Genomic DNA, 11,394 nt, shown 5'->3' with positions numbered 1-11,394 from the left:
GTCGCCGACACCTCTCGGTGCCGGCGACAGCGCCCTGGGGCGAGGCGGGTCGATCAGTCGGTGCCGGACTCCATCGCCGCGCGGTCGAGCAGCTCGTCGTTGGCCGAGACCTCGCCACGCGAGGCGATCGCCTCGGCGCCGCCCTGCGGCATCGTGCCGATCAGCCCGGTCGCGGCGGCCTGAGCGGCGCCGATCGCCGGGTTGGCGGTGCCGATCAGGCCGAGGCCCGCGTACTGCTCCAGCTTGGCCCGCGAGTCGGCGATGTCGAGGTTGCGCATGGTCAGCTGACCGATCCGGTCGACGGGGCCGAACGCGGAGTCCTCGGTACGCTCCATCGACAGCTTGTCCGGGTGGTAGCTGAACGCGGGACCGGTCGTGTCGACGATCGAGTAGTCCTCGCCGCGCCGCAGCCGCAGGGTCACCTCGCCCGTGACGGCCGCGCCGACCCAGCGCTGCAGCGACTCGCGGATCATCAGCGCCTGCGGGTCCAGCCAGCGGCCCTCGTACATCAGCCGGCCGAGGCGCCGGCCCTCGTTGTGGTACTGCGCGAGCGTGTCCTCGTTGTGGATGGCGTTGACGAGACGCTCGTACGCCGCGTGCAGCAGCGCCATGCCCGGAGCCTCGTAGATCCCGCGGCTCTTCGCCTCGATGATCCGGTTCTCGATCTGGTCGGACATGCCCAGGCCGTGGCGTCCGCCGATCTCGTTCGCCTCCATCACGAGGCTGACGGGGGAGGAGAACTCCTTGCCGTTGATCGTCACCGGCCGGCCCTGGTCGAACCCGATCGTCACGTCCTCGGGGGCGATCTCGACCGACGGGTCCCAGAACCGCACGCCCATGATCGGCTGCACGGTCTCCACGCCGGTGTCGAGGTGCTCCAGGATCTTCGCCTCGTGGGTGGCGCCCCAGATGTTGGCGTCGGTGGAGTACGCCTTCTCGGTGCTGTCCCGGTAGGGCAGACCGTGGGCGAGCAGCCACTCGGACATCTCGGTACGGCCGCCGAGCTCGGTCACGAAGTCCGCGTCGAGCCAGGGCTTGTAGATCCGCAGGTGCGGGTTGGCCAGCAGGCCGTAGCGGTAGAACCGCTCGATGTCATTGCCCTTGAACGTCGATCCGTCGCCCCAGATCTGGACGTCGTCCTCCATCATCGCCCGCACCAGGAGCGTGCCCGTCACGGCACGGCCGAGCGGCGTGGTGTTGAAGTACGCGCGACCGCCCGAACGGATGTGGAACGCCCCGCAGGTGAGCGCGGCCAGGCCCTCCTCGACCAGCGCGGCGCGGCAGTCGACCAGCCGCGCGATCTCGGCGCCGTAGGTCTTGGCGCGACCGGGCACGGAGGCGATGTCGGGCTCGTCGTACTGGCCGATGTCGGCGGTGTACGTGCACGGGACGGCGCCCTTGTCGCGCATCCACGCGACCGCGACCGAGGTGTCGAGTCCGCCGGAGAAGGCGATTCCGACCCGCTCGCCGGAAGGAAGGGAGGTGAGGACCTTAGACATAGAAAGAGTATGCATCAGAACGCATGACCATGCAAAGTGAATCTGCAACGATCATGCGGCCCTCACCCCGGCCAAGGTGAGGACGACGGTGGCGGACGTGGCCCCCAGGACGGCACCGGCCAGCACGTCGCCCGGATAGTGGACGCCGGTGTGGATACGGGAGTACCCGACGGCGCAGGCGAGCGCGGTGAGCGGCAGGGCGGCCGGGGGCAGGACGGCGCCGACGGCGGTGGCGAAGGCGACGGCCGAGGCCGTGTGCCCGGACGGGAAGGAGGCGGAGCTCGGCATGGGGACATGACGGTCCACGATCACCCGCGCCGCTTCCCGGTCCGGCCTGGGACGGCGTACGAGACGCTTGCCGAGCAGGTTCGCGCACGCCGAGGCCACCGCGACCGCGCCGACGCCCAGGGCTGCGGCGCGCCGGGGCCGGCCGGGGGAGAGGGCGAGCGCGGCGGCGACCGCGAAGGAGATCTTGGAATGATCCGCCGCGTGGGACAGCCTCCGCAGCCCCCTGTCGAGCGCGGGCGTGGGCGTCGCGGCGACGGCGGCGTACAGGGCACCGTCGACCGCCCGCAGATCGCTGAGTACGGCACCGATCCCACCCGGCGTCTGCTCCTCTTCGCGCGGACTACTGGTCATTCGCCCCTCCCTCGGAAGGCCAGTGTGAAGATGCGCCGCCAGTCGACGGCGGGGGCGACGGGCGGCGCCCCGGGCCGGTCGCGCGGCACCCGCACGCGCAGCGCGCGCGGGCGGATGGTGCAGGTCACGGGGGTCGGCAGGGTCAGCGCCTCGCCGTCGACGGCGACCGGCACGCTGTCGCCGCCGCCGGTCACCTCGACCCGGTGTGCGGTCAGGACGTTGAGGCTGTCGGACTGCGACCCGCGCAGCGCGATGTCGGCGGCCCCGGCCGCGCCCTCGACACGGACGCCGATGACGCCGAGCTCGCCCTGGTCGAGGCGGGGGCGGCGGCCGGTGAACGGGTCGGGCCGCGTGTAGGGGTTGTTGCTGACGAGGATCGCCTGCTGGGACGGCAGGGCGGTGCCGTCGACGGTGGCATCGAGGCGTGGCCCGCTCTCGTGAAGGAGATCGGGCATGGCGTCGAGCGCCGTCTCGGCCTTCGCGTCGCGGTACTCGGGCCGCTGCACGACCTGCGCGTACACCCCGAACGACACGGTGTTGACGAACGCCCGCCCGTCGACGTCCCCGAGGTCGACCCGCAGCTCCTCGCCATCGGTGAGGGCGCTCAGGCTGAGCGAAGGGTCATCGCGGTCGAGCCCCAGGTCCAGGGCGAGATGGTTCCGGGTGCCCGCGGGCACCACGAGGAACGGCAGATCGTGCTCGGCGGCGACCGCCGCGACCTCCGCCTGCGTACCGTCGCCACCCGCGACGCCGAGCAGGTCGGCCCCTTCGGAGACGGCCCGGCGGGCCAGATCGAGCACCTTGTCACCGCCGGAGGGCTCGAGAACGATCACGCGCGCCCCGAGCCGCTCGGCCCGCTCGACGAGCTCGAAGCGGCCGACCTTGCCGCCGCCGGAGTTCGGGTTCATGAGGATCACGGGACGGCGGGGAGCCGGGTGGGGAACGGCCCGCATGACATGCCCTTGGTGCGACGGCCGCAGAGCCATCCGCCCACAGCCCAGGGCCACCACCCAGAGCGCGACGGCGACGAGAGCGATCACCCAGAGTCCGCTGTGCACGTACAGCACGAGCAGACCGACAGGCGCGCCGACCATGAGGATCGCTCCGAGCCACCGCAGCGGCCCGCGCCGGGCCACCATCCACCAGACGCCCACGGCGGACACGACGAGCCCCACGAACCCACTGACGACGACCAGCGCCCCACCCCCGCCGACCGCCACCAACAACACGGCGACGGCGGCCGCCACCGCGAGCACGGCCCCCCGCGCCCACAGCCGGGACCGCGCATCGCCACGCTCGCCGCTCAGATCTGTAGCCATGCTCCTCGCCTTACCGGCCTTCGGGCCTTTATGTGCAGGGTCGTCCAGCCACCCTTCCCACAAGCACGCAGGCGCGGCGCCCGGGGGGCACCCGTCCGAGTGAGGGGACTCGGCGGACTCGGCCCGGATTTAGTAGCCATGGCGATAGTAGCCATGTACTGTATGCCTCATGAGCAAGCCTTCACGGGGCCCAACACCCGGCTTCCTGGTATGGCGACTCGCCAACAAGTGGCGCGTCGCGGTCGATCGCGCCATGGCTCCACTGGGCCTCACCCACGCGCAGTACGTACTGGTCGCCTCGCTGTACGGCATGCAGCGCACCGGAGAGCGCCCCAGCCAGCGCCAGCTGGCCGACCACACGGGCCTGGAGGCGCTGTACGTATCGAAACTGGCGCGCGCCCTGGAGACGTCCGGCCTGATCGAGCGCACCCGCGACCCCCGCGACCCGCGCGCCGTACAGCTGGCCCTCACCGAGGAGGGCACGACGGTCACGCGGCAGGCCATCGAGGTGGTCCAGGACCTCCTCGGGCAGTTGCTGGAACCGCTGGGCGGCATGGACGCCCCGAGGACGCGCGAATTCACCGCCGAACTCACGACCCTGCTGGACGCACCCCTCGCCCCACCCGTACCGGACGACGAGAACACGGAGAGGCACACACCATGACCACCAAGGCATCAACCACTACGGCGTCAAACACCACCCCGGCAGCCGACGCCCGCACCCTCGGCCTGGCCCACTACGCGGCTCGGGGCGTCCTGGAGCACTTCCTGGCCCGGCACGGCGTCACGTTCCAGCAGCAGATCGCCCTGCGCGCCGCCGTCACGGCCGAGGCCCCACGGACACGGGAGGACCTCGTAGCCCAGGTAGTCGCTTCGGTCAAAGCCACCCCGGCCGAAGTTCGCGCCACACTGGACGAACTGCTCGCCAAGGATCTGCTCGTCACCGACGGCCCGCACCTGCGCCCCACCGACGCGGGTCGCGAACTGCTGGCCGCCGTGGGCGCGGAGTCCGCGCCCATCTCCGCCCGTATCTGGGGCGACATCCCCACCGAGGACCTGGTGGCCGCCGGCCGCGTCCTCACCTTGGTGACGGAGCGAGCGAACGCGGAACTGGCGGTCCTGAGCTCTTGACGGACGGCCGGACGGCCGGGGAGGGGCCCGGGCGCCCTCGCCTACCGCCCCGCGCCCCGCCCACTGAGCCAGCCGGTGAGCTCCCCGGCCCGGTTGGTGATGAGCCCGTCCACGCCGTAACCCTCGTACCGGCTCCACTGCTCGGCGGTATCCACCGTCCACACCCAAACCCCCAGCCCCGCCGCGTGCAGATCGGCCACGACGCTCGGCCGGGCCTCCAGCGCGACGCCACTGGGGTTGTACAGCGCCAGACCCAACTCCTGACTCACGGCCACAGGGTCGGCATCCAGCTTGGGGCGCAACAGACCGAGCGGAATCTCCGGGGCCAATTGGCGCACCCACCGCAGATGCTGGGGATCGAAGCTCTGGATCACCACCCGGCCGGTCATCTCCTCAGCCCGGACGACATCGACCACCGCCGCGACATCCTCCATGCTGTCGGTCTCCTTGATCTCCAGAAGCAGACTGCCGCCTCGGGTCCGCAGATCGGCCAACTGCTCGGCGAGCGTGGGAACCCGGGCGCCGGCGAACACCGGCGCGAGCCAGGACCCCGCATCCAGCCCACGAAGCTGCGCGGCACTCAACTCCGAGATCTTCCCGACGCCGTCCGTGGTCCGGTCCACGGTCGGGTCGTGCATCAGAAAGGGCACGCGGTCCCGACTCAGCCGGACATCGTTCTCGATGAACACGCCCCCCGAACGCCGACCGATCTCCTGCGCGAGGATGGTGTTCTCGGGGGCGAGGGCGGGCGCCCCCCGGTGCGCCACGACGGTCATCGGGGCGGCGGCGACGCGCTGGAACGCGGACGAACTCACACGCGTGACCCGCACATCGTCGAACGACACGGTCCCCCCACCCACAGCAAGCGCCACACCACCACCAGCCTGGGAACGGCTGGTCACCAACACCTGCCGATCGTCGAGAAACCAGACGGCGTGCCGCCCCCGAGCCTCGACCCGCACCCGAATGTCTCCACCCGCAGCCTTCAGGAACGGTACGGGCGCTGTGTCACCCCCCTCTTCCCCGAAGGTGACCCCCCGCTCTCCCACCCGCACGACCCCGACAGACCCTGCTCCACCCCCGGAAGCAGGCACATCAACCCCCACCCCAAACCACCGCTTCGACCCCGACCCCCGCTCGAACCGAGCGCGAGCCTCGAACCGGAAATCGCCCGAACCACCCCCGAACGTCACCAGCCCTCGCCCCGCCCCGGAGTCGCCGACAAGGCGCCCCCGCTCCACCTGCCACTCCCCGCCGACCACGCGCCACTGCCCGGGCACCCCGCCTGAGGAGAAGTCCTCCCGCACGACAACCCCAGCACTGTCCGACCGAGCTCCGCCGACGTGAGCACCACTGAGACAACTCAGAGCCACACACGAGCCCAGGACAACCACGGAACGAAAGAGATCACGACGCATGCGCGGAGATTATCCGGCGCCACCTCGACCACCTTCACCACCACGCTCGTACCAACTGGCCGGCCGGCTGTTCCAGTGGCCCGGCAAGGCCCACGTGCCCCCACCAGGACAGGGCGAGGACGCAGCCGCGCGACGACCTGCGGACCACCCGGCCCAATGTCGGGGTGCCGTCCACGCCATGCTGGAGGCATGGAACCGTTTCTCTCCCGGCTGCCGGCCGCCTTCTGGACCGTCCCGCACATAGGTTCCCGCTTCCCGGGATCGGCGGCGGTGACCGACCGGCCCGGCCTCGCGGAGGGCGCCAATTGCCAGCTGTTCGCCTATGAGGTGCTCAGCCACTTCGGTCTGACCGTCCCGCCCCTGCGCTCCAGCGACCTGTGGCAGGACACCGCAGCCACAGTCCACGTTCCGACCCCCCAGCCGCTCGACCTGCTCCTGTTCAACTCGACAGAAGATCCCTACGGCGCGCACGTCGGTGTCTCGGTCGGCTCGGATGCCGTTCTCCATCTCAGCGCCGAGGTGGGAAGCCCAGCCGTCTGGAAGCTGACCGACTTCGCGAGACGGCTGCGCTACCGCGTCCTGATCGGCGCGAAGAGGGCCATCCGCACGGCCGAAGGCGACGACGGGGATCACTCAGCCGGTCCGTAGCAAAAACAATTCGGACGGGGATGTCGAGAACCCGCGTCCGGCTCCGTCCCCGGGGTGAACGCGACCACAATGGGTCGCTCGAGCACCAAGGAGAACCACGATGGCGAAGTACCTGCTGCTGAAGCACTACCGCGGCGCTCCGGCTGCGGTCAACGACGTGCCGATGGACCGGTGGAGCCCGGAGGAGATCACGGCGCATGTGCAGTACATGAGCGACTTCGCGGCCCGGCTGGAGAAGACAGGCGAGTACGTCGACGGTCAGGCGCTCGCCCCCGAGGGAGCGTGGGTCAGGTACGACGGCGAGGGGCGCCCGCCGGTCACCGACGGACCGTTCGCGGAGACCAAGGACCTCATCGCGGGCTGGATGATCATCGACGTCGACAGCTACGAGCGCGCCGTCGAACTGGCCGGGGAACTGTCGGCCGCCCCCGGGGCGGGCGGCAAGCCGATCCACGAGTGGCTGGAGCTGCGCCCGTTCTTCTCCGAGCCCCCCACCATCACCGAGTGACGTCACCGATGGACGAGGCCCTGCTCAGAAACCTCAGGAGCCTCACGCCGAGCGTACTCACCGTCCTCGTCCGCCGCGGAGCCGACTTCGCGGCGGCCGAGGACGCCGTACAGGACGCTCTGATCGAGGCGCTCCGCGTCTGGCCGGCCGACCCTCCGCGCGATGCGAAGGGCTGGCTGGTCACCGCGGCCTGGCGCAAGTTCCTCGACGCGACCCGCGCCGACGCGGCACGCCGCCGGCGTGAGGACCGCGTAGAGGAGGAGCCGCAGGCAGGGCCGGCGCCCGCACTCGACGACACGCTCCAGCTCTACTTCCTGTGCGCCCACCCCTCACTGACCCCGGCATCGGCGGTCGCGCTCACGCTGCGCGCCGTCGGCGGGCTGACCACCCGCCAGATCGCCGAGGCGTACCTCGTGCCCGAGGCGACCATGGCGCAGCGCATCAGCCGGGCCAAGCGCACGGTGTCCGCCGTGCGCTTCGACCGGCCGGGCGACGTGGCCACCGTGCTGCGCGTCCTCTACCTCGTCTTCAACGAGGGCTACTCCGGCGATGTCGACCTCGCCGCCGAGGCCATCCGCCTCACCCGGCAGCTCGCGGCCCGCATCGACCACCCCGAGGTGGCCGGGCTGCTCGCCCTCATGCTCCTCCACCACGCCCGGCGTGCGGCCCGGACCGCGCCCGACGGCAGCCTGGTGCCGCTCGCCGAGCAGGACCGCGGCAGGTGGGACACCGCGCTGATCGCCGAGGGCATCGGGATCCTCCAGGCGGCCCTGGCCCGCGACAGGCTGGGCGAGTTCCAGGCCCAGGCCGCCATCGCGGCACTCCACGCCGACGCGCCCACGGCCGAGGAGACCGACTGGGTGCAGATCGTCGAGTGGTACGACGAACTCGCCCTCCTGACGGACAGCCCGGTCGTCCGACTCAACCGCGCGGTCGCCGTCGGCGAGGCCGACGGACCGCACGCCGGCCTGGCGGCGCTCGCCGAACTGGACACCTCACTGCCCCGCCACACCGCGGTGGCCGCGTACCTCCACGAGCGCGCCGGCGACCTGGCGACGGCGGCACGCCTGTACGCCGAGGCAGCCCACAAGGCCTCCAACCTCGCCGAACGCGACCACCTGACCCGCCAGGCCGCCCGCCTGAACGCCGGCCGAAGTCGCTGACGGGTAGTCGGCCGAGAGGGCGGGGAGGCGGTACCACGCCGAAGGAACCGACTCCCGCCCGAGGCCGCGCGGGAACTCCTCCCGACGCCGCACGTCGGTGTCTACGCCGATACGAGATCGCCCGATCACCCCCGGTTCAGAAACAGGCACGTCACCGTGACCCCCGCACCTTTGACGCTGTACGTCGACGACGACGCACCACCCGGCGACGACCGTGACCGTACGACCGCCAACGCCCTCTGCGACAAGTCCGGGTTCACACAGATCGACCGCCTCCACTCCTACACCCGGCGAGCGGACTGACCCGCTCACGGGAGGCCTTGCAGTGCGGCGTTCCTACGCGTCAGAGGCGGGCGGTTGCGGCCGCCAGTCCGGGGCCGGGTCCTCGGCGAGCAGAGGGCGGAGGGCGCCGAGGATCGCGCCGACGCAGACGTCACGCAGTTGGGTGCGGGTACAGGTCTCGTGGGTGAGCCAGTCGACACACAGCACCTGGACGAAGACCAGCCAGCTCTTCAGGACGCCGGACACGGCCTCGCGGACGCTCTCGTCCGCGAGCGGGAGCACGGCCAGCAGCCGCGCACGGAGCCCGTCGAGCTCATTTGTCATGATCGTCTGGATCACCGGGTCGCCCGCCAGGACCCGATTCGCGGCGAGGACTGAATTGCGGTTGGCCACGAAGTAGTCGAGATGGACGTCCATACCCTGGATGAGCTGCTCCACCAGGGAGTGGGTGGGATCGAACCGGGTGCTGGCGAGCAGCTGGTCCGCCGCCTGCTGGTACACAGCGGCGAAGAGGGCGTGCTTGCTCGGGAAGTGACGGTAGAGCAGGGCCCGGGAGACACCGGCCTGTTCCGCGACCTCCTCCATCAGCACGTCGGCGTACGGGTGCGCGGCGAAGAGCCGTGCGCCGACGCCGAGGAGTTGGGCGCGGCGGTCGGCAGGGGTGAGTCGCTGGCGGGGAGGCACGAACGAAGTCTAGTTGACAGGGGTCTACTAGCAGGCTCAAGGTAGTAGACACATGTCAACTAAGCTCCGTCGAGACACTCGGAGGAACGATGGCCAGGGCTTTACGCACCCTCACACAACTCATGGGCTGGGCCTGCGTGCCGATCGGCCTGCTCCATGTCGCCCTGGGCAACGAGGCGATCCCCGGCGCCGGTTCCGCCGGTGCGACGGTCGACAGTTGGGGCCGGTTCATGGGAGCCGTCTTCGTCGGCTACGGGCTGGCCTGGTTGTGGGCTGCACGGCAGCGTCCGATCCCGGCCCAGGCAGTGCGGTGGCTGGCCGGCATCTTCCTCCTCGGCGGAGTGGGTCGACTGCTCTCGCTCTCCCTGTACGGCTGGCCGCACTGGTTCCAAACGGCGCTGGCGGTGATCGAACTCGGCCTGCCGCCGGTCTTCTTCTGGCTGGCCGACGCAGAGGAGCGCGCTGTGCGCGGCCACGCGAAGGTCGTGCCCGCTGAGGGCTGAGCAAATGCGAACTAGTCCAGATCGAGGAGCCCTCGGGCGGGCGACTGACCCTGTCGATGGACACACGTGATCGTCGACAGGGGCCAGTGCGGAGGCCGTGCGTCCGGGCTGTCCCGGCCGGAGGAGACGCAGCGATCGAGGAACGGGCCCGTACGGAGGGCTCAGGCCACGACGTAACGGGCCCGTAGGGAGGCCTCAGGCCACGACGTAGGGCGCCCCGACGATCCAGCCGCCGCGGACCGGCTCCGGCCACTCCTCGTCGGTCAGCCGGACTTCTTCGCCCTGAGTGACGGTGCCGGGGGAGGCCACCCAGCAGTCCAGTGCGAAGGTGCCGTCGTACAGCCGGTGGATGTCGCGCAGGACGTTGTGGTCACGCTCGCCCGTGTCGGGGTCGACCGTCGTCATGACGCAGCGGGAGCGCAGTTTGAGCACGCCGATGACGGCGTCGCCGATGCGCAGCGTACGGCCGGGCCAGTCCCGCTCGGTGAGGCCGGGGACGCCGCCGATGACCAGGTTGGACCGGAGCCGGCGCGGGTCGTGGCCGAGGGTGTCGGCGGCCCCGTCGGTGATGACCGTCAGGTTGAGGACGTCGAACCTCTCGCGGCCGGTGTAGTGGACCGCCTCCGCGTCGGGCCCGGCCGCGCTGCGGATCAGCTCCTCCACCTCCGGGCTGTCCCACGGGTGCCCGTCGACGAGCACGCTACCGTCCTGCGCGGTGGTCGCCGACAGGCCGAGCAACCGGGAGCGTACCCGGGCGGTCAACAGACCTCGGGAGTCCCGGACGTGGATGTGCCGATCACCGGTCAGGCCGTTGTCGGTGAGCTCGACACTCTTGAGCTGCTCCCCGCGCATGGACTTGACGGGGAATCGCCAGATTTCTCGAAGGTACACGTGAGTCTCTCTCAGGTCCCGGACCGGAGTTGCCAGGCGGAGCGGACGACGGCCGCGGCCCCGGCCTTCCGCTGGGGAGTGCGTGGGGTGCGCGGTGCGCACGCGGTCATTGTCGTGGCGGCCGGGTCGCGGGCCCAGTACATCTCAAGTCACCCATGGACAACTTCCCGCCATGCCGGGGGCGTCGGGCGTGGTCCACTGGCTGGCGGCTGATGGTCGGAAACAGGAGTGAGGGACACCGCGTCTGGCCGTGTGACACGCTGCCGGTCATGATTGTCAGGGTGAGTGAGGCGCGCGTACGTCCTGAGCGGTTCGAGGCGTTCCGGGACATGATCGTTTCGGCGGTACGTGAGTTCCCCGGCCGGTATCCGGGCCTGGTGGATCATGAGGTGCTGCTAGCGCCGCCCGACTCGCTGCTGTACGTCAGCCGGTGGCGCGGTGAGGAGGACCTGGTCGACTACGCCGGCGAGCATTGGCGTGAGCAGCCCGTGGTGCTGCCGGGTGAGGACGAGTATCTCGTCGAACCGCTTCGGGTACGGCACTTCGAGAGCGGGTCTCTGTCCTGACTTCCGCCGCCCGTTCGAGGGTGCTGCCGTCGGGCGGAGCGGGAAGGCAGGGGGAGTCTCGACCACTGAACGTGGGCCCCCGGTCACCACGTGGCTCGCGTGCAGGTGTGAGACTGGGGGCGACCCCCCTCCCGAGCCCGGAT

Annotated in this window: 14 protein-coding genes; 8 read left to right on the top strand and 6 right to left on the bottom strand. The window is 70.8% G+C overall.

Features of this window, described 5'->3' with window-relative positions; genetic code table 11:
* Window positions 1-53: 53 nt before the first annotated feature.
* Genes argG through ACFWRO_RS36640 form a run of 3 tightly spaced genes read right to left on the bottom strand, consistent with a single transcriptional unit; the run spans window position 54 to window position 3,457 of the window.
* Complete coding sequence (argG, locus tag ACFWRO_RS36650; RefSeq protein WP_384518913.1) at window positions 54-1,499, bottom strand: argininosuccinate synthase; 1,446 nt, start codon at window positions 1,497-1,499, stop codon at window positions 54-56.
* Between the two features lie 51 nt (window positions 1,500-1,550).
* Window positions 1,551-2,138, bottom strand: a complete 588-nt coding sequence (locus tag ACFWRO_RS36645; RefSeq protein WP_384518910.1) for a phosphatase PAP2 family protein — start codon at window positions 2,136-2,138, stop codon at window positions 1,551-1,553.
* The gene (locus tag ACFWRO_RS36640; RefSeq protein WP_384518908.1) at window positions 2,135-3,457 is read right to left on the bottom strand and encodes a diacylglycerol/lipid kinase family protein; all 1,323 of its coding nucleotides are present in this window, start codon (window positions 3,455-3,457) and stop codon (window positions 2,135-2,137) included. The genes ACFWRO_RS36645 and ACFWRO_RS36640 overlap by 4 nt, the downstream gene beginning before the upstream one ends.
* 169 nt (window positions 3,458-3,626) lie before the next feature.
* Here ACFWRO_RS36640 and ACFWRO_RS36635 point away from each other — a divergent pair, with 169 nt between their 5' ends.
* On the top strand, window positions 3,627-4,121 hold the full coding sequence (locus tag ACFWRO_RS36635; RefSeq protein WP_384518905.1) for a MarR family winged helix-turn-helix transcriptional regulator: 495 nt from the start codon (window positions 3,627-3,629) through the stop codon (window positions 4,119-4,121).
* Window positions 4,118-4,588, top strand: coding sequence for a MarR family transcriptional regulator (locus ACFWRO_RS36630; protein ID WP_384518902.1), 471 nt, complete (start codon window positions 4,118-4,120; stop codon window positions 4,586-4,588). The genes ACFWRO_RS36635 and ACFWRO_RS36630 overlap by 4 nt, the downstream gene beginning before the upstream one ends.
* Window positions 4,589-4,629: 41 nt before the next feature.
* Here ACFWRO_RS36630 and ACFWRO_RS36625 read toward each other — a convergent pair whose 3' ends face one another.
* Window positions 4,630-5,433, bottom strand: coding sequence for a glycerophosphodiester phosphodiesterase (locus ACFWRO_RS36625; protein WP_384518899.1), 804 nt, complete (start codon window positions 5,431-5,433; stop codon window positions 4,630-4,632).
* A 762-nt stretch (window positions 5,434-6,195) separates the two neighbouring features.
* Here ACFWRO_RS36625 and ACFWRO_RS36620 point away from each other — a divergent pair.
* From ACFWRO_RS36620 to ACFWRO_RS36605, 4 genes are all read left to right on the top strand, one after another.
* Window positions 6,196-6,654 carry a hydrolase gene (locus ACFWRO_RS36620; protein ID WP_384518897.1) on the top strand — a complete coding sequence of 153 codons (459 nt, stop codon included), beginning with the start codon at window positions 6,196-6,198 and terminating at the stop codon, window positions 6,652-6,654.
* Between the two features lie 100 nt (window positions 6,655-6,754).
* Window positions 6,755-7,162: a YciI family protein gene (locus ACFWRO_RS36615; protein ID WP_384518894.1), complete on the top strand. Its 408-nt coding sequence runs from the start codon at window positions 6,755-6,757 to the stop codon at window positions 7,160-7,162.
* Window positions 7,163-7,170: 8 nt separating this feature from the next.
* The gene (locus tag ACFWRO_RS36610) at window positions 7,171-8,325 is read left to right on the top strand and encodes an RNA polymerase sigma factor (protein WP_384518915.1); all 1,155 of its coding nucleotides are present in this window, start codon (window positions 7,171-7,173) and stop codon (window positions 8,323-8,325) included.
* Window positions 8,326-8,481: 156 nt separating this feature from the next.
* Window positions 8,482-8,628, top strand: coding sequence for a hypothetical protein (locus ACFWRO_RS36605; RefSeq protein WP_384518891.1), 147 nt, complete (start codon window positions 8,482-8,484; stop codon window positions 8,626-8,628).
* Between the two features lie 33 nt (window positions 8,629-8,661).
* On the opposite strand, the gene ACFWRO_RS36600 is transcribed toward ACFWRO_RS36605, so the two are convergent.
* Entirely contained in the window at window positions 8,662-9,291 is a 630-nt protein-coding gene (locus ACFWRO_RS36600) for a TetR/AcrR family transcriptional regulator (RefSeq protein WP_384518888.1), read from the bottom strand.
* Window positions 9,292-9,380: 89 nt separating this feature from the next.
* On the opposite strand from ACFWRO_RS36600, the gene ACFWRO_RS36595 reads away from it, so the two are divergent.
* The gene (locus ACFWRO_RS36595) at window positions 9,381-9,794 is read left to right on the top strand and encodes a DUF4345 domain-containing protein (RefSeq protein ID WP_384518886.1); all 414 of its coding nucleotides are present in this window, start codon (window positions 9,381-9,383) and stop codon (window positions 9,792-9,794) included.
* A 195-nt stretch (window positions 9,795-9,989) separates the two neighbouring features.
* Here ACFWRO_RS36595 and ACFWRO_RS36590 read toward each other — a convergent pair whose 3' ends face one another.
* Entirely contained in the window at window positions 9,990-10,685 is a 696-nt protein-coding gene (locus tag ACFWRO_RS36590; RefSeq protein ID WP_384518883.1) for an MOSC domain-containing protein, read from the bottom strand.
* A gap of 269 nt (window positions 10,686-10,954) precedes the next feature.
* Between ACFWRO_RS36590 and ACFWRO_RS36585 the strand changes: the two genes are divergently transcribed.
* Complete coding sequence (locus ACFWRO_RS36585) at window positions 10,955-11,251, top strand: antibiotic biosynthesis monooxygenase (RefSeq protein WP_384518880.1); 297 nt, start codon at window positions 10,955-10,957, stop codon at window positions 11,249-11,251.
* Window positions 11,252-11,394: the final 143 nt, after the last annotated feature.

Origin of the sequence: Streptomyces sp. NPDC058579, assembly GCF_042718575.1 — a bacterium.
Lineage (GTDB): Bacteria > Actinomycetota > Actinomycetes > Streptomycetales > Streptomycetaceae > Streptomyces.
Note: the sequence above shows the minus strand (reverse complement) of the source record. Positions and strands in the feature narration are given on the sequence as shown.